The sequence below is a fragment of the Niallia sp. 01092 genome (genome assembly GCF_052318935.1).
Lineage (GTDB): Bacteria > Bacillota > Bacilli > Bacillales > Cytobacillaceae > Niallia.
This window is the reverse complement of the sequence record NZ_JBQRKO010000014.1, coordinates 83,009-109,072: the sequence shown is the minus strand read 5'-3', so window position 1 is coordinate 109,072 and position 26,064 is coordinate 83,009. Positions and strand designations below refer to the sequence as shown.

Sequence of the window (26,064 nt, the reverse complement as noted above, 5' to 3'; positions counted from 1 at the left end):
ACAGATATGGGAGTACTCCCAATATAGCATGCTTTCCTAAAATTTCAATCATTTTTGGACAGCATGCTTATTTTCTTATTTTACAGATGAACGGTGTATTTTTCTACTTTTATGTTGCGGATTGTTTGGATAATTCTGGATGTCGGTGCATCATGGTAATTAATAGGGCCCCGCTTATTAATAGTAAAATACTAGTTGATAAGAAAACAGCTGAGAAGCCGTAAGATGCTGCGACCATGCCACCTAATGCTGGGCCGATTACATTTCCAAAAAATCGCAAACTTGTTTCATATCCTAAAACCTCGCCTTGCATGGCTATAGGAGCTTCTTGACGAATATATGCAATTCTAACAGGGATAATACCGCCGATTGAAATACCTAATATAAAGCGGATAATAAGTAGCTGCCAAAAATGATGGATAAATCCGCCCGGCAAATAAATAATTCCAGCAGTAAATAAAAGAATGACAAGTATTTTTAAATAGCCGGTTCGATCGCCGATTTGTCCCCATTTTTTTGCCATTAATAAATTGCCTAAACCTGCGGCAGAAAAAGCAATGCCAGAAAATAAGGCAATATTTTCAGGTCCATGAATCTCGCTGACATATAGGGAAAGAATCGGTTGAATGCTAAAATGTGCAATCTGCACTAAGGCAGAAATAAACAAGACGGTAATAAAAATAGGGTTTTTACATATAAAAGCTAACACTTCTTTGCTTGAGTAATGTGTTTTTGTTCCTTTTGTAATAGGAAGAACAAATTCTTTTGTTGCGAGAACTAAAACAACAGAGATAAAGAGGAAAATGGAAGTAAAACGGAAGGTTGAAGAGAAACCAACCACATCAGCTAGTACACCGCCAATCATCGGGCCAATTAACATACCAGTAATGCTTCCTGTCTGCAAGGAGCCGAGAACTTGCCCTGCTATTTTTTTTGGCGTTTGAGTAGAAATAAATGCTTGCGACATAGGAATAAACCCTGTGAAGAAACCGGTGAAAAAACGAAGAATGAATAACTGCCATACAGAGGTTGCGAAGCCCATTAAAAATATGGATAACCCTAATCCAAAGCCTAAAATAATCAGGATTTTTTTTCTTCCATATTTATCCCCAATTTTACCCCAAAATGGTGAAAATAAAAAAGCAGATACAAATGTAACGGAAAAACATAATCCAGACCAATGCTGTACATAGTTTTTTGTAAAGTTTCCGAATGTTTCAATATACAAAGATAAAAAAGGTAAAACCATTGTCATGCTGCCGGCAACAAAAAAGTTTGCGAACCACATAATGATTAAATTTCGTTTCGAATAACGCTGATCATCCAAATTTAACACTTCTTTCCGAAAACAATTTCGTAATTCTAAATATTATCATATCGTAAAATGAAAAAAATGAAAAGCGCTTTTCTTTACTTTTATATATTTTTGTGCATGTATTATTGGAAAAATTATTTTTTTACTAATATAAGGCTTGTTTTGTCCTCTCTGAAAAAACAATTGTTTTTTCAGAAAGGAAAAGTTCTTGATTCTTTCCCAATAAACAGTAATAATAAGAAAGTGTAAAAGAAATAGAGTATGATAATTTTTAGAAATGATTTACAGAATATACTAATTGAATAATGGGAGTTGTAGAAATGAAGGTTGTAAAGTTTGGCGGAAGCTCATTAGCAACAGGAACACAATTAGAAAAAGTGTTAAGTATTGTCCAAGCAGATGAAAAACGGAGAATTGTCGTTGTTTCTGCTCCAGGAAAAAGATATGAAGAGGATATGAAAGTGACGGATCTTCTAATTGCCTGCGGAGAAAAAATGATGGCAGAAGAAGACGCAACAGATCTTATTGATACTATTATGGAAAGATATGCAAATATCGCAAAAGAGTTGGATCTTTCTAATGAAATCATAACAAAAATAAAGGAAGATTTAGAAGAAAGTTTACATGGAGATAAATCAGATGAAAAATCTTATTTGGAAGCAGTAAAGGCGTGTGGTGAAGACAATAATGCAAAACTTGTTTCCCACTTTTTTAATCAAAGAGGGGTAAAAGCACAATATATCAATCCAAAAGATGCAGGGCTGATTGTAAGTGATGATCCAGGAAATGCCCAAGTTCTTCCTGAATCATATGATCGTTTATATGCTTTAAGAGAATATGATTCTATTATTGTTTTCCCAGGTTTTTTTGGTTATAACGAAAAAGGAAATGTAGTAACTTTTTCAAGAAGTGGGTCAGATATAACAGGCGCTATTTTAGCTAATGGAGTAAAAGCTGAGCTTTATGAAAACTTTACAGATGTAGATGCCGTTTATTCTGTAAATCCTTCTATTGTTTCAAGCCCAAAAGCGATTAAAGAACTTACTTATCGTGAAATGCGTGAATTATCTTATGCAGGTTTTTCAGTTTTTCATGCAGAAGCTTTAATACCGGCGTATCGCGCAGGAATACCTGTTAATGTTAAAAATACGAATAATCCAACTGTGCCTGGTACGAAAATAGTGGCTTCAAGAAATAATACAAATGGACCTGTTGTTGGTATTGCTAATGATAAGGGCTTTTGTTCTATTTATATAAGCAAGTATTTAATGAATAGAGAAGTAGGTTTCGGAAGAAGAATATTATCTATTTTAGAAGATTTTCAGATTTCCTATGAGCATATGCCTTCAGGAATAGATGATTTAACGATTATTTTAAGACAAAATCAGCTAGAAGGAAAAAATGAAGCGGAAATTATCGAACGTATTAAAGAAGAAGTGCAAGCAGATCAAATTCACGTTGAGCATGATTTAGCCCTTATTATGGTAGTAGGAGAAGGAATGCGTCATAATGTTGGCACGACAGCTAGAGCCTCTAAAGCATTAGCAGATGCAGGAGTAAACATTGAAATGATTAATCAAGGATCATCAGAAGTAAGCATGATGTTTGGTGTCAAAGAACCGGTAGCAAAAGATGCTGTAAAGGCGCTGTATCAAGAGTTCTTTCAATAAAAGTGAGTTCAAAAAAGAATTTTATTAAGTGATACTATTTGAACATTCTCTTAAAGCGAAAGGGAGTTTATAATGACAATAAAAGCACTTGTTTTAGATATGGATGGAACAATGCTTAACAAAGAAAGCAGGGTAAGCCCCCAATTAAGCAATTATTTAACCGATTTAAGAAAAACAGGATTAAAAGTTTTTATTGCTACTGGAAGAACGATATTAGAAGTGAAAGATACGGTACCGGAAGGCTTTGAAGTAGACGGGATTGTCACTTCAAACGGAATGTCAGCATTTATTAATGGCAAACAGTTGTTTCAGCATTCATTAACTCCGTCTCTTGTTGACTTATTAATTGAGGAAACAAGAGAACGAGGCTTATATTATGAAATTCATCCTGCAGAAGGAGAGCGCTATGTTCTGCTAGAGGATAAAAAGATGATTCTCGATGCCATTAAAGGAAGCCGCCCGTTATCTGTAGAAGAAATGGAATGGCGTTCAAGGAAAGCTGCTGTTGAACAGCATATACAATGGAAAGAATATTTAGATGCTCATCATATTAGTAAAATATACTTTTTTCATAAGAAGAAAGAAACTATGGATGCTTGGATATCTTTTCTTAAGGAATTAAAACAGGAAGCAGGATTTACATATGCTTCTTCCACAGAACACAATGTCGAGGTTACAGCAGAGAATATAAACAAAGCAACAGGTGTTAAATATTTATTAGACCATTTTTTACTTTCATTTAATGAAGTGTTGGCAGTTGGGGATGGCGAAAATGATTTGCCGCTATTGCAGCGGGTTGGTTATTCTGTTGCCATGCAAAATGCAACCGATTCAGTGAAAGCACATGTGGATGAAATAACTGAATTAACTTATAAAGAAGCTGGACTTTACCACTACTTGTCTAAACGATTTAAATAGGACTTGCAAGAGTAAAGCAGCTTATCAACCGTAACAGTAAAGGGATTATATAATCTCTTTACTGTTTTTTTGTAGAGTACGGAGACTGTAATTACTTAACTTCTCATTCATTGAGGTTATGAGGGGAAATGCATACTAGGTTTTTACTGTTTGTTTATAAACAATGGCTGTTTTCTCAAAGTTTGTTGTTTGTTACGTGAAAAAATGGGAGAAGCAGTACTCAGCAGACTGAATACACGTAGACTCCTGTGGGAATGCGAGAAAGACGAGACCCCACAGGAGCGTATGCGACGAGGAGGCTCGACGCTCGCCCACGGAAAGCGAAGTGTATTCAGGCTGCGGGTTTAAAAGCAACAATCTATACGAAAACAGCCTAAACAATTTAGGGACTCAAAAATTTTTTTTGTAGGTTTTTGTTAGAAATAATAACAAAAATATAAAAAAATGAAAATATTTGAAAGCGTAATCAAAGGGATAAAATAAATAATATTCATCATAGTGAATTTTTCTTCATTATTTATCATTAATTTTTATTATGATGATAATTAAAATAACTTAGTATACTAATGGTCAAATTGGCGTTAATTTATAAGAAATAGTTTAAATAATTAGATAAATCAAAATATTCGTTCTATATATAACGACTTTCTAAAAGGTGATTATTTGATGAGCATCTATACACATACATAAAACGGTATTACTGCTAAATAGGAGTAAATTCCATTATATATACAATGTTTATAGAAATATATACAGGAGGGATCATTATGTTAGAAAATTGGCATGAAGAATTAGAAGGTATGTTTGAACGAATGGTTGAGTGGAGAAGACATATGCATCAATATCCTGAACTCTCTTTTCAAGAAGTTGAAACACCTAAAATGATTGCAGGCATTTTAGAAAGTTTTGGAATAGAAGTGAAGAAGAATGTAGGCGGAAGAGGCGTAGTTGGGAAGATCTATGGAGCAAAGCCTGGAAAAACGATCGCATTACGTGCTGATTTTGATGCATTGCCAATCCAAGATGAAAAGGACGTACCATATAAATCAAAAATTCCAGGTGTGATGCATGCATGTGGACATGATGGACATACCGCTACATTATTAGCAGTTGCGAAAGTTTTACAAGATCATAAAGAGCAGATTGCAGGGAACATAGTATTGTTACATCAACACGCAGAAGAGCTGTCTCCTGGTGGAGCAAAGGCGATGATTGAAGATAATTGTTTAGAAGGTGTAGATGTTGTATTTGGTACCCATTTATCGTCGTTAAATGAACTAGGAAAATATTTTTATACTCCTGGTTATTCACAAGCTGCTGCAGATGCATTTGAAATAACCGTAAAAGGAAAAGGCGGGCATGGTTCGGCGCCGCATGAAACGGTTGACGCCATTGCAGTGGGGACAGCATTAGTAAATCAGCTTCAATATATTGCAAGCAGAAGAGTCGATCCGTTAAACCCAGTTGTGTTATCGGTTGGTTCCTTTCACGCAGGCAGTGCAAAAAATGTCATCGCAGATACAGCTACTTTAAAAGGAACGATAAGAACATTAGATACACAGTTGCGTGAGTTTATGGAAAAGGAACTAAAATTAATGACCGAACAGATATGTGAAAGTATGCAGGCAGAATGTGAAATTGATTTTATTAAAGGGTATCCAGCTGTATATAACCATGCAACGGAAATAGAAGTGTTTAAAGAAGTAGTAAGCAATACATTAAATAAGGACATGCTTGTTCAATCCTCTCCTATTATGGGGGCAGAAGATTTTTCTTATTATTTATTAGAAAAACCGGGAATGTTTTTTCATACAGGGGCTAGAGTAGACGGAGTTGCTTATCCACATCATCATCCGATGTTTGATTTTGATGAAAAAGCAATGATTTATGGCGGAAAAGCATTTTTAAGCATTGTGCACCATTATTTAGTATTAAATGTAGAAGTGGATGTGGCGGAAACGGTTCGTTAAGACAGAAAAGCTCTATTAATGCCGGATAATCAGATAATTCTATGGACAATTAATTTTTAAAAAAATTTGGATAGGAGAGTTGCTGCAATGATAAATAAGATGTTTGAACAGGTAGAAGCAATGTATGATCAGATGGTGGAATGGAGAAGACATCTGCATGAAAATCCTGAGCTTTCCTTTCAAGAGATAAATACAAGTAAAATGATTGGAGATATTTTAGAAGGATACGGTATCGAAGTGAGAAGAAATGTGGGCGGTAATGGAGTGATAGGAAAAATTTACGGAAGCAAGCCTGGAAAAACGATTGCTTTACGAGCTGATTTCGATGCACTGCCGATCCAAGATGAAAAAGAGGTTGCGTTTAAATCGAAAGTTCCTGGTGTCATGCATGCATGCGGTCACGACGGACATACGGCAACATTGCTTGCTGTTGCAAAAGTATTACATGATAACAGAGACAGTCTTGCAGGCAATATTGTGTTGCTGCATCAACATGCAGAAGAACTTCCTCCGGGTGGTGCCATTGCAATGATTGAGGATGGCTGTTTAGATGGAGTCGATGTTGTTTACGGGGCACACTTAGCTTCAAGAAGTCCCCTTGGTGAAATTCTTTATGGAGTTGGACCAACATCTGCTGCAAGTGATAGTTTTGAACTGAAAATCCAAGGAAAAGGGGGACACGGGGCATCTCCTCATCAAACAATTGACGCGATTGCAATTGGAGCACAAATTGCCAATCAATTAAAGCACATAGTAAGCAGAAGGGTAAATCCACAATATCCAGCTGTCCTTTCTATTGGCTCTTTTCATGCTGGAAATGCAGGAAACGTCATTGCAGATACGGCAGAGTTGACTGGTACGGTACGAACATTTGATGAAGACGTACGTGAATTAATAGAAAAAGAGATGGAAGAACTAATCAGTGGTGTATGTAAAGCATTTCATGCGACTTATACGTTTGATTATTCGAGAGGTTATCCTTCCACTGTCAATACAGAAAAAGAAACCAATATTCTAGTAGAATCTATAAAAAAAACATTGCCTGAAGCGAAATTAGTAGAAATATTAAAACCGAGCATGGGTGGGGAAGACTTCTCTTACTACTTACAGAAAAAGCCTGGAAGCTTCTTTTCCATTGGAGCTAAAAATAAAGAAATTGGTGCTGTTTATCCACATCATCATCCTAAATTTACATTTGATGAAAAAGCGATGTTATATACTGCAAAGGTATTTTTAAGCCTTGTCTATCAGTATACTACTTCGGAATTGAAGGAAGGATTAGCAGAAACGTCGATTTAATAAATTGGCTGTTTTCTCAAAGTTTGTTGTTTTTCAAATGAAAAAATGGAGAAGAAGTACTCAGCAGACTGAATACATGTAGACTCCTGTGGGAATGCGAGAAAGACGAGACTTAAGCAGAGCGTATGCGACGAGGAGGCTCGACGCTCGCCCACCGGAAAGCGAAGTATATTCAGGCTGCGAGTTTAAAAGCAACAATCTATACGAAAACAGCCAATAAATTTGAATTCAACAGGAGGGGGAAGAATGGGACAAAATATGCTGGAAGTAGACAAGCTGCAAACTGCTTTTAAAACAGATAAGGGGGAAGTTATTTCCGTTGAAGAAGTAACTTTCCACTTAAAACCTGGCGAAACAATCGGCATTGTAGGAGAGTCAGGCTGTGGAAAAAGTGTTACGTCTTTATCTATCATGAGATTATTAGGCACGCATGGCTATATAAAAAAAGGTTCCGTGCTATTAAACGGCAAGGATTTAACAAAGTATACAGAAGCAGAGATGAGGCATGTTCGCGGAAATGAAATATCAATGATTTTTCAGGAGCCAATGACATCTTTAAACCCAGTTTTTACAATCGGAAATCAAATGGTGGAATTAATTCGTTTGCATATGGATTATAAACCTAAAGAAGCGAAAAACTATGCGGTTGAGATGCTGAAAAAAGTCGGTATACCGAGAGCGGAAGTGATTATCGATGAATATCCTCATGCTCTTTCAGGTGGAATGAGACAAAGGGTGATGATTGCGATGGCTCTTTCCTGTAAACCCAAATTACTAATTGCAGACGAGCCGACTACTGCTCTAGATGTGACGATTCAAGCCCAAATATTAGAATTAATGAAAAGCTTAAAAGAGGAATCCAATACTTCTATTATGATGATTACACATGATTTAGGCGTTATTGCAGAAATGGCGGATAAAGTGCTTGTTATGTATGCAGGGCAAGTAGTAGAAGAAGCAGACGTTTTTACTTTATTTGATGAACCGAAGCATCCTTATACAAAAGGGCTTATAGATTCGATTCCACACTTAGAATATGAAGGAAATCAACGGTTGTATTCGATTCCTGGATCTGTGCCAACATTACAACAAATGCCAAAAGGCTGCCGTTTTCATACAAGATGTCCATATGCGATGGAAAAGTGTGTGACTGAAAAACCACCACATCTAATGGTTGACAAGAAAGAAGATCATAAAGTTAGATGCTGGCTTTATACAGAGAACAGCAGCACACCAGAATGGAGTAATGGAAGGGAGGTAAATGTATGAGTGTAGAAATATTACCCGAAAAAGACAGAATAGTCAGTGAATTACCGAAACCCCTTGTTGAAATTCAAAATCTAAAAAAATATTATCCAATTAAAAAAGGTATCTTTTCTAAAACAGTCGGACATGTAAAAGCAGTTGATGGATTAAATTTTTCCATCTATCCAGGCGAAACGATTTCCTTAGTTGGAGAATCAGGATGTGGTAAATCTACAACAGGACGAGCAATTGTTAAGCTAGATCCAGCAACGGAAGGGAAAGTGTTATTTGAAGGACAAGATTTGGCAGCCATTCAAAGTGCAGAATTGCGAAAAATCAGAACACAAATGCAAATCATCTTCCAAGATCCATATTCTTCCCTTAATCCGAGAAAAAGAATAGGAGACTTGTTGGCAGAGCCGTTGTTAGCACATAAATTGGCATCAAAAGAAGAAGTAAATAAAAAAGTCGATAAAATGCTCGAAATTGTTGGGTTGACAAAATTTCATAAAACTAGGTATCCTCATGAATTTTCTGGAGGACAAAGACAAAGGGTAGGCATTGCTCGTGCCTTAATGTTAAATCCTAAATTAATCGTTTGTGATGAACCAGTATCTGCATTAGATGTTTCCATTCAAGCACAAGTTTTAAATTTATTAAAAGATTTACAAAAGGAATTCAATTTAACCTACTTATTTATCGCTCATGGATTAGGAGCGGTTAAGTACATAAGTGATCGAATTGCTGTTATGTACTTAGGGAAAATTGTTGAATTAGGGAAAACGGAAGATATTTTTAAAAATCCTAAGCATCCGTATACAAAGGTTCTATTAAGTGCCTACCCAATTCCAAATCCACATATGCGAAACAGGGAAAGAATTGTAGTGGAAGGAGATGTTCCTAGTCCAGCAAACCCTCCTAAAGGATGCAGGTTTCATACAAGATGTCCAATAGCACAGGCAATTTGTAAAGAACGTGAACCAATTCTAGAGGGGATGGAACATTCTGTAGCCTGCCACTTTCCACTTTCATAACATTTAAAGGAGGGAGCCATTTTGTTTCAATATATTATCCGAAGAATTTTAATTGCTATCCCTGTTTTATTTGGGGTTACCATCTTTAACTTTTTTATCATTTATTTAGCACCAGGAAATCCAGTTGATATGTATTTAAATCCAGATGCAACCGAAGCTGATATAGAAGCAAAAAAAGAAGCGCTTGGTTTAAATGATCCTATCTATATTCAATACTTTAGATGGTTAAATAATATCATTCATGGTGATTTTGGTTTTTCTTATACAACGTATGAACCAGTATTGAAATTAATAGTGGATCGAATTGGCCCAACCTTATTATTAATGGGAACAGCGCTGTTGATTGCTTATCTCATTGCCATTCCAGTCGGGATTATAAGTGCTACAAAACAATATTCATGGATTGATTATTTAACGACAACTTTTTCATTTTTAGGTGTATCTATCCCAAGCTTCTTCTTAGGATTAGGTGGTATTTATGTTTTTGCATTAGTATTTAAGATTTTACCTACTGGCGGCATGTTTACGTTAGGAAGTGAAGGGAACTTTGCAGATACGCTGATTCATTTAATTCTTCCAGCTTTGATACTTGGAACTTCCATCGCGGGAAGTACGGTTCGATATGTAAGGAGCAGTATGCTGGAAGTATTAGGCCAGGATTATCTTCGAACGGCGCGTGCAAAAGGATTAAAAGAATTTGTTGTTACAAATAAACACGCTTTAAAAAATGCACTTATTCCGATTATTACAATTATCGGTATGGAAATCCCAGTATTGATTGGCGGAGCTGTTGTAACAGAACAAATTTTTCAGTGGCCAGGGTTAGGGCAATTGACCATTCAATCCATCAGCTCAAGGGATTATCCTACGTTAATGGCTATTAACTTTTTAGCAGCGTTTGCTGTATTATTTTCTAATTTATTAACAGATGTATTATATTCTGTTGTCGATCCACGCATTAAATATAGCTAGGAAGGAGGAGAAAAAATGAGTGTGCCAAATATGAAGATGGATACAGATATTTCGATTAATAATCCATTAAAAGTTTCAGCCAAAGAACAACTCGGAGCAGAAGAAAGTTATTTGAAATTAATAACAAAACGTTTTTTTAAACATAAGTTGGCAGTTGTTGGTTTAGTAATTTTTACACTGATTGCGTTAATTGCTATTTTTGCTCCAATATTGGCACCACATAATCCTTATTCCGTGGATGGGGAATTCGCGGCAGCTCCTTCATCTGATCATATTCTTGGAACAGATGAAGTAGGAAGGGACCTGTTTAGTCGTCTATTGTATGCAGCAAGAGTTTCATTATCCGTTGGAGTTGGTGCTGTAGCAATTTATGTTGCAATAGGCACCGTATTAGGAGCTATTGCAGGGTATTTTGGGAAATGGGTTGACATGGTCATCATGCGTATAACGGATGTATTTATGTCCTTTCCATATTTAATGGTTATTCTAGTTCTAGTTAGTATTATGGGCCCAAAGCTGATCAATGTAATTTTCGTTTTAGGTCTGCTTGGATGGCCGTCAATTGCAAGGCTAGTCCGAGGAAGTGTTTTATCAATTAAACAAATGGATTATGTAAAAGCAGGCGTTGCATTAGGATATTCAACACCTAAAATTGTCTTTCAGCATATTCTTCCAAACTGTATTGCACCAATTCTTGTCAACGCTACATTTGGAATTGCCTCAGCCATTATTATGGAAGCATCACTTAGCTTCCTTGGAATGGGAGTACAACCTCCGACTGCAAGTTGGGGAAATATGTTAACAGAAGCGCAATCAATTACGGTATTAGCATCACAACCTTGGCTATGGATTCCACCTGGCATTATGATTCTATTATCTGTTCTTTCTATTAACTTCATGGGAGACGGATTAAGAGATGCAATGGATCCGAAAAGCTTAAAGTAAGTGATGTTAGCATAATAAGACTACTAAGATGGGGGAAATCAGATGAAGGCATTCAGAAAAGCATTTAGTTTAGTTGCAATTTTATCTTTACTATTGTTAGCAGCATGTACAAGCCCTACTACTACTTCGACCGATGGAGAAAAGAAAGACAATACGATGTATATCGGCTTAGTAAATGCGCCGGTAAGTTTTAACCCAATTAACTCTTCCGACATTGCCGCTCAATGGTTGGAAAAATTTATGTTTGACACTTTTTTAGAAATGACTGCCCCGCTTGAATTTAAACCAAAGCTTGCAGAGTCCTTTGAAACACAAGATAATCAAAACTTTACGATTAAAATTAATAAAAATGCGAATTGGTCTGATGGAAAACCGGTTACTGCCAATGACGTAGCATTTACGATGAATCTTGTTGCAAACCCAAAAACAGAAACAGCAGTTGGTGCATACCTTACTGTTATTGATGGATTAACAGACAATGGGAAATTCCCAGATGGAGTAACAGAAATTCCTTCTTTAAAAATTGTAGATGAAAAAACGATCCAATTTAAAACAAAAAAACCTTTAGATCCGAATCTAGTGAAAGAACAATTAGGCTCTAAGTTTATGATTCTGCCTGAACATGTGTTAAAAGATGTTGCACCAGAAAACTTGCAGAAAGATCCGTTTATGCAAAAACCAACTGTAACAAATGGTCCATTCAAATTTGTAAAGTATGCAAAAGATCAATATGTAGAATATGAAAAAAATAAAGAATACTATTTAGGTAATGTAAAGTTAAATAAATTGTTTGTCAAAATTATGCCTGCTGCAAACCTTGTTGCACAGCTGCAAACAGGGGAAATTAATATGAACGCTGCTGGCGGCATCGGTAAAATTGCCGTTCAAGACTATGATACAGTAAAAGGCTTTGATAATTTGACAACGAAAACAGAAAAAACATACGGTTATCAAACGATGAATTTTAATACAGATACAATAAAGGATCCGAAAGTAAGACAAGCAATTACGTATGCAATTGATCGTCAGAAAATTGTCGATAAGTTATTAAAAGGTGAAGGGGAAATTGTTGACGGGCCATATACTTCCATTAGCCCATATTTAGATAAAGACTTAAAAGCATACTCATATGATCCAGAAAAAGCAAAACAATTGCTAAAAGAAGCAGGTTGGGACTTTAACAAAACGATTGATTTTGTTGTACCAATTGGAAATAAAGTCCGTGAGCAATCAGCAGATATTATTGCTGAAAATTTAAAAGCAATTGGATTAAAATTAAATACGACTACTTATGATTTCCCAACTATCATGTCAAAAGCAAGAGCTGGAGATTATGATCTTTTATTAATCGGTTTTACAAATACGATTGATCCAGACGCATCGATTTATTATGGAAGCACTGGTTCAAGCAACTATACAAACTATAGCAATCCTAAAGTGGATGAATTATTAACGGCAGGCAAGCAAGAGCCGGATATGGAAAAACGTCAAGCCATTTATAATGAACTACAAACAATTTGGAACGAAGAATTACCGATGATTACTTTATATTCTGATTATGACTTCGCTGCTGTTACAAAAAATGTAGAAGTTGGTGGAGCAAAAGTATTCGGTTTCCATAATGAACTTTACAACTGGACATTATCTGGAGCGAAATAAGAAATGTGCACTCTAAAAAATCCAAGGAAGCATTTTCCTTGGATTTTTTACGTGGGTAGATGATTTATTTCCAAATTTCAATCGCTTCAGTTCAATTCGATAAATGTATTAGATTACATATCAATTTTCTAGAGAATAATTTATAATAAGTAAATAGATTTTTATGCTTAAAAATGTTTTATCATTTAGGCATAAAACATAAAGGAGATCGGACATGAAAGATCAACAATTTTGGACAAACTTAACCCCGTTTATACAAAAAAATTGGGAAAAAGCAAATTTTCAAAGAGCTACGTCTATTCAAGAAAAAACAATTCCTCTTATATTAGAAGGAAAAGACGTGATTGCAGAATCCCCTACTGGGACGGGAAAAACATTGGCGTATTTGCTGCCGCTTTTAAATAAGATAAATGCTGAACATAAAGGGATGCAGGCAATCATATTAGCTTCTTCTCAAGAGCTGGTGATGCAAATTTCAGCTGAGATACAAAAGTGGGGAGAAGGCAGTGGCATAAGGGCTGCTTCTTTCATTGGCGGAGCGAATGTAAAAAGGCAATTAGAAAAATTAAAGAAGAATCCACATATTGCTATATGTACACCGGGAAGAGCGTTAGAATTAATTAAGCAAAAAAAATTAAAAATGCATGAAGTAAAAATGGTTGTTTTGGACGAAGCAGATCAGCTATTGGTCGCTGAGCATATAGAATCAGTAAAGCAGATTGTGAAGTCCACTTTATTGGATCGACAAGTTATTCTCTTTTCTGCCACTTTAACAGAGAAAACAGCCAATCTTGCGAAAGAGTTAGTAAAGGATCCAGACATCATCCGCGTTAAAAAAGATGAAACAATCGAGGCTGCAACAGTAGAGCACATCTATTTCCAAGCAGAGTATCGGGATAAAATAAAAGTAATGGAACGGATTGCAAGATTGCCAGACAGTAAAATTCTTGTATTTGTAAAAGATATAGGGAACTTAACCGTTTTACATGAGAAATTAACCTATAAAAATCTTCAAGCAAGCATGCTTCATAGTGATTTGAACAAAATGGAGCGCTCCAAATCTATAAATGGTTTTCGAAAAAACAAAACAAATATGCTGTTAGCGACAGATGTTGCCGCAAGAGGGTTGGATATTCAAAAAGTGACGCATGTCGTTCATTATGATTTAGCAGCAGATACAACCCAATATATCCACCGCTCGGGAAGAACGGGAAGATTCGGTGCAAATGGGATGGTGCTAAATATTGTAACAGAAAGAGAAGAAAGAGAACTAAAACAATTGGCAAAAGAATTAGCGATTCCATTATCACGTAAAGACTTTTATGAAGGAAAGATTGTCGACTATAAACCTGTAAAAAAAGCAGCGAAAAGAAAATAAGAAGACAGCTTATTATTGCAGTTAAATAGTAATAACTACAAATTTTTTTGTTGATTGATTTTATTTGTATGATAAAATGAAATTAACTTTATAAATGAATGATTAAATGATCACTAGGGGATCCCTTGATAAGGGCTGAGAAAAAAGTAGCTACTTTTAAACCCTCATAACCTGAACAGGTTCGTACCTGCGTAGGAAAGTGGAGAATTGTATTGTATGCTTATATATTTTATATAGGCTATTTTGATGCATATTTTAAACCACTTTTCTTTGTAGAAAAGTGGTTTTTTGACGTTGTTAACAACCTTCACGTAATTTCAAAGGGCTGTTTTCTCAAAGTTTGTTGTTTTTTACATGAAAAATGGGAGAAGAAGTACTAAGCAGCCTGAATACACGTAGACTCCTGTGTGAATGCGAGAAAGACGAGACCCCACAGGAGCGTATGCGACGAGGAGGCTCGACGCTCGTCCACGGAAAGCGAAGTGTATTCAGGCTGCGAGTTTAAAAGCAACAATCTATACGAAAACAGCATTTCAAATAGAGAAAGAAGGGATTTTCAGTGAATCTTCTTGCTGTTACAGACGGCCAGAAATCTGTAAATGATCTCGAGGATATTATTTCGAATATTCATAATTTTGTAGATTTTATCCATGTTAGGGAAAAAACAAAACCGGTTCAAGAAGTGTATACGCTATGTTTACGATTATTAGAAAGAGGAGTAGATAGAAAAAAGCTAGTTATTAATGATCGTTTAGATGTTGCTGCCTTGCTGCATATTGAAAATGTTCATTTGCCGGGTGCAGGATTGCCGGTGAAAGCAGTGAAAGATTTTTATCCGGAAAAAGTGATCGGGACATCCGTTCATACGATAACAGAGGCAAAAAAAGCACAAAAAGACGGTGCAGATTATGTCTTATATGGACATTGTTTTACAACAAATAGTAAAAAAGGCAAAGCCCCGATTGCCCTTGAATCGATTCAACAAATGAAACAGGAATTGTCTGTTCCGTTATATGTAATTGGCGGCATTACAGAGGAAAAAGTAGACCAATTACATCATTTTGGCGCGGATGGAATTGCGGTTATGTCAGGTATCTTTTCATCGTCTAATCCTTTGGAAGCAGTGAAGAAACTTCATGAAAGGTGTCTAAAATATGAAACAAAAATTTGATGTAGTGGTCATAGGCGGAGGAATAATAGGGTGCTCCATTGCCTATCATCTTGCTAAAGAAAAAATAAATATTGCCGTATTTGAAAGTGAGAAGGTAGGAGGAAAATCTACAAGTGCTGCAGCGGGCATGCTTGGAGCCCATTCAGAATACAAAGAATTTGAAAAATTATATTCTTTTGTAAGAAGCAGTCAGCTTTCCTATCACACACTTTCGGATGAAATAAAAGAGCTTTGTGGAATAGATATCGAGTTGAAAAAAGGCGGCATCATGAAATTAGCCTTTACAGAAGAAGACAAACAAGAGCTGCAGCCGATTTTATCCCTGCCAACTGTCGAGTGGATGTCAACGGAAGAAGTAATAAATAAGGTGCCCGTTGTCCATTCCATTCTTGGAGCTGCTTATTTAAAAGAGGATGTTCACGTTACACCGGCATCTGCGTGCAATGGATTTAGTAAAGCGGCCCAACATTTTGGCGCATCTATATTTGAATATACACAGGTTTTAGACATAAAAAAACAAAGCAGCCACTATGAAATCAGCACAACAACAGGAAAGGTGGAAGCAAATTTCGTTGTTGTCGCTAGCGGAGCGTGGAGCAATTATTTTTTTCAGCAGCTAGGATTATCAAATCAAATTATTCCCGTTAAAGGCGAATGTTTAGCTGTTATAAATGAAGGAATGGCTTTAAAACATACGATCTTTTATAAGCAGCATTATATCGTACCTAGAAATAATAATAAGCTCGTCATTGGCGCAACCCAAAAATGGAATGATTGGAATGAAAAAACAACTGTCGGCGGCCTTGAAGAAATCATGAACAAAGCAAAAGCGGTGCTTCCAAGTGTAACAGAAATGAAAATAGATTCTTACTGGGCCGGACTAAGACCAAGGACGTTTGATGGGTATCCTTTTATTGGCAGTCATCCTGAAGACGAAAATATATTTTTTGCAACCGGCCATCAGAGAAATGGAATTTTAATGGCTCCCGCTACAGGTCAGATGATCAAAGATCTGATAGTCGGTAATCAAGTAGAGCAAGAATGGATAGAAGCTTTTAAAGTTGGAAGACAGGAAAAAGTATCTATATAAAGGAGGTGGAATCGTGACAATAAGGTTAAACGGAAAATCGGTAACGCTGCCTGATGATGTGAATACGATTGCAGATTTGCTTGCATTGTATGAATTGCAAAATAGAATTGTCGTAGTCGAGTTAAACAAAGATATTATGGAGAAAGACCAGTATGCTTCTAGTAATCTTTCAGAAGGCGATACGGTTGAACTAATACATTTTGTAGGAGGCGGATGAATATGTTAAAAATTGCAGATAAAGAATTTCAATCAAGATTATTGTTAGGTACAGGGAAATATCCATCATTTGAAATCCAAAAGAAGGCAGTGGATGTGTCTGGTGCTGAAATCTTAACTTTTGCTGTACGAAGAATGAATATATTTGAAGAATCACAGCCTAATTTTTTAGAACAGCTGGATTTATCCCGATATACCCTTCTGCCAAACACAGCAGGAGCGAAGACAGCAGAAGAAGCTGTGCGTATTGCGAAATTGGCTAAGGCCTCTGGATTATGCGATATGATAAAAGTAGAAGTAATCGGATGTGACAAATCGCTTTTACCTGATCCTGTCGAAACATTAAAGGCTTCGGAAATGCTGTTAGAAGAAGGGTTTATTGTATTGCCATATACATCTGATGACGTGGTGCTTGCCAAACGTTTAGAGCAGCTTGGCGTACATGCGATTATGCCTGGAGCTTCTCCAATTGGTTCTGGCAAAGGAATTTTAAACCCTCTAAATTTACAATTTATTATTGAGCAGTCATCTGTGCCGGTTATTGTTGACGCTGGGGTTGGTTCGCCGAAAGATGCAGCCTATGCGATGGAGCTTGGAGCAGATGGGGTATTGTTAAATACAGCTGTATCTGCTGCAAAAGATCCTGTAAAAATGGCTTATGCAATGAAGCTTGCCATCGAATCTGGACAGCTTGGTTTTGAAGCGGGCAGAATCCCAGAGAAAAACTATGGAGTAGCAAGCAGCCCGACAACAGGAATGGTGACATCTTGAATAATCGCTATTTAAAACAAAAGTTATTCTTAGGCGACAAAGGGCAAAAAAAAATCGAAAATAGCCATGCCATTATATTAGGAGCTGGAGCTCTTGGATCTGCAACGGCAGAGATGCTTGTCAGGGCAGGTGTGGGCACGATTACGATTGTCGATAGAGATTATGTGGAATGGAGCAATTTACAAAGGCAGCAATTATATACAGAAGAAGATGCAGAAAATAAACTACCGAAAGCAATTGCTGCACAGAAAAGATTAGCAGCTTTAAATAGCGAAATAACAGTAAAAAGCATCGTAACGGATATTAATGTAAACAATATCGAGGAATTAATAGAAGATGTATCAATCATGATTGATGCAACTGATAATTTTGAAACAAGATTAATCCTAAATGATGCAGCCGTAAAACATAATATTCCGTTTGTTTTTGGTGCATGTGTTTCAAGCTATGGATTAACTTTTTCTATCCAGCCGCACGAAACACCTTGTTTACATTGTTTAATAAACCATCTTCCTTCACAAAATATAACGTGTGATACGGTTGGGGTGATTAGTCCAATTGTCCAGCTAGTCGCAGCATTTCAAGTGACGCAGGCAATGCAGCTAATCACTGGGTATAAGGTAGAGCCGATATTATGGTCCCACGATATTTGGAAAATGGAAAAGTCAGAAATCAATGTAGCAAAATTGAAAAACGAAAACTGTCCAACTTGTGGGAAAAATGCAGTATATCCATATTTGTCTTTGCAAAGTCAGACAAAAACGGATGTTTTATGCGGCAGGGATGCGATTCATATTCGTCCTGGATCAGCCCGCGTACTCGACTTAAAGCAACTATCTAAAGTATGGAAAGACACTGTTCAAAATATGGTAGTTAATCCGTATTTACTTGCTTGCAAGTATGAAGATTATCGAGTTGTGCTGTTTCAAGACGGTCGGGCTATTATTCATGGAACACATGAACCTACTAGAGCTAGGATTATTTATAATAAACTAGTCGGGTAAGGAAGTTCCTTAGCAAGCGTTTTCGATCAGTAAATTATACTATTTTAACAATTTGAGACCTCAGAAGGGTCTTTTTTTTGTCCCTTTTTACATGTTTTGAAGGTAGTAGTATCTTCTAAGCCTTTAGTCTTAGAGGAAAATCAAGCTGGAGCACGTTATGAAAAAATAACAATCGAGCTAACATAGTAGATAAGAAAGGAGCGATAAACAAATGAAAAAATTTGGATTATTTTTGATAGGAGCTGTTGCGGCAATTATTTTATTGTCACAACTCGGACCATTAATTGGATTGGTGATAAGTGGGGCGATTCTTTACCTTGTGTTTAAACAGTTTTTGAAAAGCAGCACTACATGGGAAAAGGTATTATGGGGAATTGCAGGCGTTGTAATGTTAGGCATTACAGCTAGCCACTTGCCAGCGATTTTAGGTTTAGCAGCAGCTTATATTTTATACGTAGTGTTTAAAAAATGGAATAATGCTTCAGGAACAAGCAAAAAAGATAATGACCCTTTTGCAAACTTTGAAAAACAATGGGCAGAATTAAATAAAAATTAAGGCTGTTTTCTAAAAGTTTGTTGTTTTTGAATAAAATAATAAACATTGTGGAAGCACTGAGCAGCCTGAATACACGTAGACTCCTGCGGGAAAAGCGAGAAAGGCGAGACACCACAGGAGCATAGCGACGAGGAGGCTCGACGCTCGCCCGCGGAAAGCGAAGTGTATTCAGGCTGCGGGTTAATGAACAACAATCTATATAAAATGAGCAAAAATTAATGAGAAGAGGGAGCAATCAATGACTAGTTTATTAAAAAGAATAAAAAATTCCGTAGCAGCAGATATTAATGAAATTTTGGATAAAAAAGAAAATAAAAATCCAATTAGCCTTCTGAATCAATATTTAAAGGAATGCGAAAAAGAAACGGAAAAAGTAAAAAAATTGGTGGAGCGCCAATACAAGCTAAAAGAGGAATTTACGAAAGAGCTGCAACAGGCAGAAGAGCTGGCAAATAAAAGGAACCACCAAGCAGCTATTGCCGAAAAAGCAGGAGAAGAAGAATTGCTGCAATTTGCATTATTAGAAAAAAACCAATATGAAGAACGCAGTCAACGCTTAAAAGAGTCCATAAAAATTACAGAAAAACAATTAATAGAATTGGAAACGAAGTATATCGAAATGACCCATAAGCTAAAGGACATGAATATTAGCCGCTTAGAAATGATGGGGAAAGAAAATATTACGCATGCTCATGTTAAAATGAATAAAGTATTAGATGAAAAAGGCATAAATGATCAAGCAGCATCTAACTTTGAAGAAATCGAAAAGTATATCGATTCATTAGAACAAAAAATCAATACAACTTATTACCAGAATACAATTGATGCGAAAATAGCGAAATTAGAAAAAGATATGGACAAAAGCAAAGAAGACTCTTTATCTTCTTAAAAAAAATGGTAATCTAAGAAAAGCGGAAGCGCCTTGATTAGCGCTGAAGCTAGACAAAAAAGGCGTAAGTTTCTTGCGCCTTTTAGAATAGCTATGTTAAAGCTCATTGTTGATTTTGGCACTATGTTGGTTTGGAGAAGCGTTCGCTCGACTCCTGCGGGATTAGCGAGACAGGCGAGACCCCGCAGGAGCAAAGTGACGAGGAGGCTCGGCGCTCGCCCCGCGGAAAGCGAGCGATAAGCTTCGGAAAACCCCTTTTAACAGTGCTTATTTTCAGGGTAGCCTTTTAAAATGGAAAAATATTACTTAAGATTACAAGATAAGTGCTTTCAAATACATGAAATAGATAGAAAGATTCTAGTTATTTCATGTATTTGAAAACGAAAGAAAGGGGGAAATCGATTGTTTCATCGATTAAAAAAAGATTACACAAATTGGGTTATTGTCATCGGAGGATTTATACTTCTATTAGAAGTATTTGTATTTAATCCGGGATTAATTTTCTCCTTTTTAGTTTCGATAGGAATGATGTATTTTGCCAAACAGAGTAAATGGAAAATCCGAAAAGTTATTTTTTGGATTGGATTTTTTATCTTGCTTATGAGTGTTTTGCATATGGTGACGGTTAAATTCATCTTAGTAAGCATTGTCTTTTATTATTTTATCCAGCTTGTGCAAAAGAAAAAAGATATAGAAGTCATAAAACCGATTATTCTAGACAAGAACGAAACAGAGACAAAAGAAGATTTGTATAAGAAGAAACCAATGTTTCAAAATACTTTTTTTCAACGAAATGAAACACCAGATCATGTGTATGAATGGAATGATGTTAATATTCAAGTAGGCGTTGCCGATACGATCATCGATTTAAGCTATACGGTTTTGCCTAAGGGAGAAACAGTTATTTTCATTCGTAATCTGATTGGCAATGTGAAGGTGCACGTACCTTATGATATGGACGTAAGCATCAATCATTCTGTCTTGTTTGGATCATATGACATATTTGGTGAGCAAGAAAATAATGTTCTGAACCGAAATACTCAGCTGCGGAATGCAGCCTTTGATTTAGCTGAAACTCGAGTTAAGATATTCACCAGCTGTATCGTTGGCAGTTTAGAGGTGAAAAGAATATGAGCATTGTTCAAAGGCAAATACTTTGGGGCGTGTGTGCGGCAATTGTTTTTTTTCTTTTTTTCAGCATCAGTTATGTAATGGTGTTTCCGCCAAATAATTGGATGGAATTATGGGATAAAGAATTAATGGAGGTTCCATTTCTGCTGTATTTAATTAGTGTGGCTATCACGATTGGGATTTTCTTTGGACTCTTATCAGGGTACGGATGGAGAAAGCAAATTTCCGATTTAGAGGAGTTATTCGACAATGAGGAGAGGTCTCTATTATTAAATCAATCTTACTATGTAGAGATAAATACGATCGCAAAAAAGTTGAAGAAATTACAAGATCAGTTAATAGAACAAACAAAATTATCACAAAAACTAGTAATTGAACATGCCGAGGATCAAGAAATAAGAGTCCAGAATGTCATTGCGGAAGAGAGAAATCGATTGGCAAGAGAATTGCATGATTCAGTTAGTCAGCAATTATTTGCAGCTTCTATGTTATTGTCGGCCATAAATGAACGAAGGCCATTATCTGATGATCGGGAAACGAAACAATTAAAATTAGTCGAAGAAACGATTCATCAATCCCAATTGGAAATGAGGGCTTTATTACTTCATTTAAGGCCAGTTGCATTAAAAGGGAAAACATTAAAAGAAGGAGTTATTGAGTTATTAACGGAATTGCTGCAAAAGGTCACGATCGAAATATCGTGGAGATTAGAGGATATTAATTTAGATAAAGGCATAGAAGACCACTTATTTCGCATTTTACAAGAATCGGTTTCCAATACGCTGCGTCATGCTAAAGCAACGGTCTTAGAAGTACAGCTTATCGAAAGAGATGGATTTATTATTTTAAGAGTGGTTGATGATGGAGTTGGATTTGATGTGGAAAACAGCAAAGCCGGTTCATACGGTTTGCAAAATATGCACGAAAGAGCAGCGGAAATAGGCGGGAAATTAAAGATTATTAGTTTAAAGCAAAAAGGAACCCGTTTAGAAGTAAAGCTGCCGTTGCTGCAAATGAGGGGGGAAAATAATTGATAAAGGTATTATTTGTAGATGATCATGAAATGGTAAGGATTGGGGTATCTTCCTATCTTTCTGCACAGCCGGATATCGATGTGATTGGGGAAGCAGACAATGGGAAAACAGGTGTATCATTAGCGCTTGAGCTTCGTCCTGATATTGTTTTAATGGATTTAGTGATGGATGAAATGGATGGGATTGAAGCAACTCGAGAAATTATCAACGAATGGCCAGAAGCAAAAATAATTATTGTAACAAGCTTTTTAGATGATGAAAAAGTGTATCCCGCACTTGAAGCAGGAGCTACAAGCTATATGCTAAAAACATCAAAAGCAAGTGAAATTGCAAATGCTGTTCGTGCCACTTATCACGGTCAAATTGTGTTAGAGCCGGAAGTAACGGGTAAAATGATGATTAAAATGCGGGAAAAAAGGCAGCAGTATCCGCATGAAGAGTTAACAGCAAGGGAAATGGAAATCTTATTATTAATGGCAGAGGGAAAAAGCAATCAGGAAATTGCGGACATCTTATTTATTGCCATTAAAACAGTAAAAACGCATGTAAGCAATATTTTAAGCAAGCTTCATGTACAAGATAGAACGCAAGCAGTTATTTATGCTTTTAAGCATTCCCTTGTTGAATAAATTTCAAGCTGCGTTATTTAATCCGTTCAAAATAGTTACATATAAAGATTGCTTAAATTTCATTATTAAAAAGTAGAAAAACCGACGCCTCCCGGACCTTAATCAAACGTTTGATTAAGAAAGATCCTCCTTATCTATCTAAAAAAGCTTGTTCAAAAAATATAAAAATATTTTTTGAACTTGTCTCATATATATTGTAAAAAGCGAATGAATAACTTCTCTCTTTTTACAAATGCATATGTGAAAAAGGGATAGATTAAAGGAGAGATCGATGAGTTCATTTTATAAAGGAACTTTTTTATTGATTGTAACCGCGTTTTTTGGTGAGTGCATTGAATTTTTAATTAATATGGTGATGGCAAGAGAGTTAGGGGAAAAAGGACTAGGTTTATTTATGACCGTTTTGCCAACGATTTTTTTGATCGTTTTATTGGCAAGTTTTGAGATGCCAGTTTCTATTTCAAAGTTTATTGCGGAAAAAGACGCAAAATATCATCAAAGTATGCTGCAGCAAGTTATTAAATGGACGATCATTTTTACAATTATCTTAACAATCATCGCCGCCTTCGTCATTCCGCTCATTCCTATCTTTCAGTCCTATCATCCTATTTTAAGATGGCTCGTTTTAGTAATGCTTCCGATCATTTCCTTCACTAGTATTGCAAGAGGTTTTTTTATGGGGAAGCAGCAAATGGGGAAAATTGCTGTTTCTAATTTTTTACGGAAGATTGTGCAGTTAGGGATGCTCGTATTTTTATTTCAATGGTTTTCTTTTGATTTAGACACCTCTGTATTAATTGCTTTTTGCACTATTGTCGGCAGTGATATCGTTGTTTTTCTTTATTTAATGCATATGTTTTATATTCAATATCAGCGAATAAAAAAAGGGGAAAATGAAGTATTAAGCAGCAAAGTAATTTGGAAGGATCTGCTTTCCGTATCTGTACCAACAACAGGACTGCGGATATTTCATGCGTTCACACATGCCATTCAGCCTTTTTTAATAAAAGGGGCACTTGTTGCATCAGGCATTTCGGCTGCCAACGCAACAGAACAATTTGGAATGCTTGCAGGAATTGCGTTAACAATTGGCTTTTTCCCTTCTTTTATTGCTCATTCCTTTATGACGATGCTTATCCCAACCGTTTCGAAAGCATATGCAAATAATAACTATCATACGCTGCAGAAGCTGCTGCAGCAGGTTATGCTTATTACGATTATTTATGGTGTGATAGCTGTAAGTATCTTTTATTTTTACGCAGAGCCGTTGACTTTTACTTTTTTCCATTCATCTAAAGCTGCTGTTATTGTGCAGCTGCTATGGCCATATTTTTTATTGCATTATTTTATCATTCCGATGCAGGCGTATTTAATCGGTTTTGGTTTATTAAAAGATGCAGTGTTTCATACGATTTGGTCTACGGCTATTTCTTATACGGCTATTTATTATCTTGGATCTTTAAGTCAACTGCAAATGGGAGGAATAGCAATTGGCATGAATTTAGGTGCTGTCATTTTAGCCTTATTGCATTATTTGACGATTTGCAAAAAAATCGGATTTTCTATTTGGCTAAGTCCTGTTAATCGAGTGCAGTAAAGTAATATTTTCGAAAAAACTTTTTTAAAAGTGTAGGGGTTCTATTCGTGCCGTACGTTTATTAAATATAGACTTGAAATCAAGGGAAGGAGGAGAAGGATGGAGCCTCTAATAAAGAATGAACCAATAAAAATAGATAATTTTGAAACGGCCATCAAAGAATATGGAAAATCCATTTTTCATTATATTTTTAAGTTAGTAAAACATAAAGAATTAGCAGAGGATCTTTACCAAGAAGTATTAATTTCTGCTTATATTGCCTTTCCTTCATTTGAAGAATATGAAAAAGTGAAAAGTTGGTTATATAAAATTGCCATAAATAAATGCAGAGATTATTGGAGAAAAGAGAAAAAAGCGAAAAAGTTTTGGGAAGAATCAGTTTATATGTATGCTCGCGATACATCTGTTTCGATGCCTCCAGAAGAAGAGATGATGGAAAAATGCGCAAAAGAAGAAATGATGGATACATTAGATGAATTACCAAAAATGTATTCGGAGCCACTTATGTTATTTTATTATCATCATCAAACATTAATAGAAATTAGCAATAAAACAAAGACGCCGCTATCAACAGTCAAAACAAGAATGAAGCGGGCAAAAGATAAATTAAAGCCAAAAATGGCAAGTAAATTAGTATATATGTAAAAAAATAAATTGTGTTTTTGATAATTTGAACTCCGTACATGATAGACGCTTCTTCCCTTCTTAACATATAATGGAGCAAAGTATGTACTATTGAATATTTGGAACAATAAGAAAAGCAGAAGCGCCTTGATTAGCCCTGAAGAAAAATGTTCATTTGACTCAAAAAGTGCTTTTTACTTTTAGAGGCAAAGGGTTATTTTTCATAAGGGCTAGGCGCTGGCCGATTAAGAACGCCACGTCCTGTGGCGACATCGGCACTAGTACATCCTGTACGTCGAAGCTAGACAGTTGTCCAACTCAAGACATACCTATTCTGATAATAAAATAAGAAAGATAACTCCATTATCCTATCTAAGGAGGAACTATGACGCAGTCGAAAAAATGCAATGAGTCATTTGTAACTAAAACTAGTATTGTGTTTCCTACTGATACGAATACGTATGGGACATTATTTGGCGGAAAGCTGATGGCGTATATTGATGATACGGCAGCAATTGCTGCAATGCGCCACGCAAGAAAAAGCATTGTAACTGCCTCTACGGATTCTGTCGATTTTCTGCATCCGATTCATGAAGGGAATTCTGTCTGTTTAGAAGCCTTTGTTACATATACAGGGACATCTTCAATGGAAGTTTTTGTGAAGATTACGGCTGAAGATTTATTAACAGGAGAATGTCATTTATGCGCATTATCTTTTTTAACAATGGTGGCTATTGATAAGAATGGAAAACCAACAGCAGTTCCAAAGGTTATTCCTGAAACAGAGGAAGAAATCCGCTTGTATGAATCAGCCAAAAGAAGGGCTGAAATGCGCAAGAAAAGAAGAAAAGAAACAGAAGAACTAGCGAGCAATTATAATATACAAAAAAGATAATCTAGAATATGCTGCAGAAGAATGCTGTCGAAATACAAATTATTTTCTAGGA

24 protein-coding genes and 1 riboswitch are annotated in these 26,064 nt (G+C 36.1%); of the genes, 23 read left to right on the top strand and 1 reads right to left on the bottom strand.

The genetic code is table 11. The features are described from left to right. Positions 1-109: 109 nt before the first annotated feature. Positions 110-1,327 (bottom strand): MFS transporter, encoded by a 1,218-nt coding sequence (locus tag ACTXGU_RS14485; protein ID WP_443482233.1) that lies wholly within the window; start codon positions 1,325-1,327, stop codon positions 110-112. Positions 1,328-1,635: 308 nt separating this feature from the next. Here ACTXGU_RS14485 and ACTXGU_RS14480 point away from each other — a divergent pair, with 308 nt between their 5' ends. From ACTXGU_RS14480 to ACTXGU_RS14370, 23 genes are all read left to right on the top strand, one after another. Next, entirely contained in the window at positions 1,636-2,985 is a 1,350-nt protein-coding gene (locus tag ACTXGU_RS14480) for an aspartate kinase (protein WP_443482232.1), read from the top strand. 72 nt (positions 2,986-3,057) lie between these two features. Beyond that, complete coding sequence (locus ACTXGU_RS14475; RefSeq protein WP_443482231.1) at positions 3,058-3,903, top strand: HAD family hydrolase; 846 nt, start codon at positions 3,058-3,060, stop codon at positions 3,901-3,903. 767 nt (positions 3,904-4,670) lie between these two features. Next, on the top strand, positions 4,671-5,873 hold the full coding sequence (locus tag ACTXGU_RS14470; RefSeq protein ID WP_443482230.1) for an amidohydrolase: 1,203 nt from the start codon (positions 4,671-4,673) through the stop codon (positions 5,871-5,873). A gap of 87 nt (positions 5,874-5,960) precedes the next feature. Then, on the top strand, positions 5,961-7,172 hold the full coding sequence (locus ACTXGU_RS14465; RefSeq protein WP_443482229.1) for a M20 family metallopeptidase: 1,212 nt from the start codon (positions 5,961-5,963) through the stop codon (positions 7,170-7,172). Positions 7,173-7,418: 246 nt separating this feature from the next. Next, positions 7,419-8,441, top strand: coding sequence for an ABC transporter ATP-binding protein (locus ACTXGU_RS14460; RefSeq protein WP_443482228.1), 1,023 nt, complete (start codon positions 7,419-7,421; stop codon positions 8,439-8,441). Further along, positions 8,438-9,451: an ABC transporter ATP-binding protein gene (locus ACTXGU_RS14455; protein WP_443482227.1), complete on the top strand. Its 1,014-nt coding sequence runs from the start codon at positions 8,438-8,440 to the stop codon at positions 9,449-9,451. The genes ACTXGU_RS14460 and ACTXGU_RS14455 overlap by 4 nt, the downstream gene beginning before the upstream one ends. A 21-nt stretch (positions 9,452-9,472) precedes the next feature. After that, complete coding sequence (locus tag ACTXGU_RS14450) at positions 9,473-10,423, top strand: ABC transporter permease (protein ID WP_443482226.1); 951 nt, start codon at positions 9,473-9,475, stop codon at positions 10,421-10,423. A 15-nt stretch (positions 10,424-10,438) separates the two neighbouring features. Next, positions 10,439-11,368 carry an oligopeptide ABC transporter permease gene (gene opp4C / locus ACTXGU_RS14445; protein WP_443482225.1) on the top strand — a complete coding sequence of 310 codons (930 nt, stop codon included), beginning with the start codon at positions 10,439-10,441 and terminating at the stop codon, positions 11,366-11,368. Between the two features lie 42 nt (positions 11,369-11,410). Then, the gene (locus ACTXGU_RS14440) at positions 11,411-13,027 is read left to right on the top strand and encodes an ABC transporter substrate-binding protein (RefSeq protein ID WP_443482224.1); all 1,617 of its coding nucleotides are present in this window, start codon (positions 11,411-11,413) and stop codon (positions 13,025-13,027) included. Positions 13,028-13,241: 214 nt separating this feature from the next. After that, positions 13,242-14,405: a DEAD/DEAH box helicase gene (locus ACTXGU_RS14435; RefSeq protein WP_443482223.1), complete on the top strand. Its 1,164-nt coding sequence runs from the start codon at positions 13,242-13,244 to the stop codon at positions 14,403-14,405. A gap of 105 nt (positions 14,406-14,510) precedes the next feature. Next, positions 14,511-14,620, top strand: a riboswitch (TPP riboswitch). Positions 14,621-14,964: 344 nt separating this feature from the next. Beyond that, positions 14,965-15,576, top strand: coding sequence for a thiamine phosphate synthase (locus ACTXGU_RS14430; protein WP_443482222.1), 612 nt, complete (start codon positions 14,965-14,967; stop codon positions 15,574-15,576). Next, positions 15,560-16,666 (top strand): glycine oxidase ThiO, encoded by a 1,107-nt coding sequence (gene thiO, locus ACTXGU_RS14425; protein WP_443482221.1) that lies wholly within the window; start codon positions 15,560-15,562, stop codon positions 16,664-16,666. The genes ACTXGU_RS14430 and thiO overlap by 17 nt, the downstream gene beginning before the upstream one ends. A gap of 13 nt (positions 16,667-16,679) precedes the next feature. Further along, positions 16,680-16,883: a sulfur carrier protein ThiS gene (thiS, locus tag ACTXGU_RS14420; protein ID WP_443482220.1), complete on the top strand. Its 204-nt coding sequence runs from the start codon at positions 16,680-16,682 to the stop codon at positions 16,881-16,883. Positions 16,884-16,885: 2 nt separating this feature from the next. Further along, positions 16,886-17,653: a thiazole synthase gene (locus tag ACTXGU_RS14415; RefSeq protein WP_443482219.1), complete on the top strand. Its 768-nt coding sequence runs from the start codon at positions 16,886-16,888 to the stop codon at positions 17,651-17,653. Then, positions 17,650-18,657, top strand: a complete 1,008-nt coding sequence (locus ACTXGU_RS14410; RefSeq protein ID WP_443482218.1) for a ThiF family adenylyltransferase — start codon at positions 17,650-17,652, stop codon at positions 18,655-18,657. The genes ACTXGU_RS14415 and ACTXGU_RS14410 overlap by 4 nt, the downstream gene beginning before the upstream one ends. Positions 18,658-18,868: 211 nt before the next feature. Continuing rightward, positions 18,869-19,213: a lmo0954 family membrane protein gene (locus ACTXGU_RS14405; protein WP_443482217.1), complete on the top strand. Its 345-nt coding sequence runs from the start codon at positions 18,869-18,871 to the stop codon at positions 19,211-19,213. Between the two features lie 238 nt (positions 19,214-19,451). Beyond that, positions 19,452-20,102, top strand: coding sequence for a PspA/IM30 family protein (locus ACTXGU_RS14400; protein WP_443482216.1), 651 nt, complete (start codon positions 19,452-19,454; stop codon positions 20,100-20,102). Between the two features lie 402 nt (positions 20,103-20,504). Next, positions 20,505-21,236 (top strand): cell wall-active antibiotics response protein LiaF, encoded by a 732-nt coding sequence (gene liaF, locus ACTXGU_RS14395; RefSeq protein ID WP_443482215.1) that lies wholly within the window; start codon positions 20,505-20,507, stop codon positions 21,234-21,236. Further along, complete coding sequence (locus tag ACTXGU_RS14390; protein ID WP_443482214.1) at positions 21,233-22,267, top strand: sensor histidine kinase; 1,035 nt, start codon at positions 21,233-21,235, stop codon at positions 22,265-22,267. Before liaF ends, ACTXGU_RS14390 begins: the two co-directional genes overlap by 4 nt. Then, positions 22,264-22,896, top strand: a complete 633-nt coding sequence (locus ACTXGU_RS14385) for a response regulator transcription factor (RefSeq protein ID WP_443482213.1) — start codon at positions 22,264-22,266, stop codon at positions 22,894-22,896. The genes ACTXGU_RS14390 and ACTXGU_RS14385 overlap by 4 nt, the downstream gene beginning before the upstream one ends. A 271-nt stretch (positions 22,897-23,167) precedes the next feature. Next, the gene (locus ACTXGU_RS14380) at positions 23,168-24,493 is read left to right on the top strand and encodes a polysaccharide biosynthesis protein (RefSeq protein ID WP_443482212.1); all 1,326 of its coding nucleotides are present in this window, start codon (positions 23,168-23,170) and stop codon (positions 24,491-24,493) included. 99 nt (positions 24,494-24,592) lie between these two features. Further along, entirely contained in the window at positions 24,593-25,138 is a 546-nt protein-coding gene (locus tag ACTXGU_RS14375) for an RNA polymerase sigma factor (RefSeq protein WP_443482211.1), read from the top strand. A 364-nt stretch (positions 25,139-25,502) separates the two neighbouring features. After that, positions 25,503-26,012 (top strand): acyl-CoA thioesterase, encoded by a 510-nt coding sequence (locus tag ACTXGU_RS14370; protein ID WP_443482210.1) that lies wholly within the window; start codon positions 25,503-25,505, stop codon positions 26,010-26,012. Positions 26,013-26,064 lie beyond the last annotated feature (52 nt).

What these genes read in the sequence shown, in the direction of transcription:
- opp4C (WP_443482225.1), top strand. Translation starts at nt 10,439, where the DNA reads ATGAGTGTGCCAAATATGAAGATGGATACAGATATTTCGATTAATAAT.
- ACTXGU_RS14400 (WP_443482216.1), top strand. Translation starts at nt 19,452, where the DNA reads ATGACTAGTTTATTAAAAAGAATAAAAAATTCCGTAGCAGCAGATATT.
- ACTXGU_RS14435 (WP_443482223.1), top strand. Translation starts at nt 13,242, where the DNA reads ATGAAAGATCAACAATTTTGGACAAACTTAACCCCGTTTATACAAAAA.
- ACTXGU_RS14470 (WP_443482230.1), top strand. Translation starts at nt 4,671, where the DNA reads ATGTTAGAAAATTGGCATGAAGAATTAGAAGGTATGTTTGAACGAATG.
- ACTXGU_RS14475 (WP_443482231.1), top strand. Translation starts at nt 3,058, where the DNA reads ATGACAATAAAAGCACTTGTTTTAGATATGGATGGAACAATGCTTAAC.
- ACTXGU_RS14415 (WP_443482219.1), top strand. Translation starts at nt 16,886, where the DNA reads ATGTTAAAAATTGCAGATAAAGAATTTCAATCAAGATTATTGTTAGGT.
- ACTXGU_RS14390 (WP_443482214.1), top strand. Translation starts at nt 21,233, where the DNA reads ATGAGCATTGTTCAAAGGCAAATACTTTGGGGCGTGTGTGCGGCAATT.
- ACTXGU_RS14375 (WP_443482211.1), top strand. Translation starts at nt 24,593, where the DNA reads ATGGAGCCTCTAATAAAGAATGAACCAATAAAAATAGATAATTTTGAA.
- ACTXGU_RS14455 (WP_443482227.1), top strand. Translation starts at nt 8,438, where the DNA reads ATGAGTGTAGAAATATTACCCGAAAAAGACAGAATAGTCAGTGAATTA.
- ACTXGU_RS14405 (WP_443482217.1), top strand. Translation starts at nt 18,869, where the DNA reads ATGAAAAAATTTGGATTATTTTTGATAGGAGCTGTTGCGGCAATTATT.
- ACTXGU_RS14465 (WP_443482229.1), top strand. Translation starts at nt 5,961, where the DNA reads ATGATAAATAAGATGTTTGAACAGGTAGAAGCAATGTATGATCAGATG.
- thiO (WP_443482221.1), top strand. Translation starts at nt 15,560, where the DNA reads ATGAAACAAAAATTTGATGTAGTGGTCATAGGCGGAGGAATAATAGGG.
- ACTXGU_RS14370 (WP_443482210.1), top strand. Translation starts at nt 25,503, where the DNA reads ATGACGCAGTCGAAAAAATGCAATGAGTCATTTGTAACTAAAACTAGT.
- ACTXGU_RS14440 (WP_443482224.1), top strand. Translation starts at nt 11,411, where the DNA reads ATGAAGGCATTCAGAAAAGCATTTAGTTTAGTTGCAATTTTATCTTTA.
- ACTXGU_RS14380 (WP_443482212.1), top strand. Translation starts at nt 23,168, where the DNA reads ATGAGTTCATTTTATAAAGGAACTTTTTTATTGATTGTAACCGCGTTT.
- ACTXGU_RS14480 (WP_443482232.1), top strand. Translation starts at nt 1,636, where the DNA reads ATGAAGGTTGTAAAGTTTGGCGGAAGCTCATTAGCAACAGGAACACAA.
- ACTXGU_RS14460 (WP_443482228.1), top strand. Translation starts at nt 7,419, where the DNA reads ATGGGACAAAATATGCTGGAAGTAGACAAGCTGCAAACTGCTTTTAAA.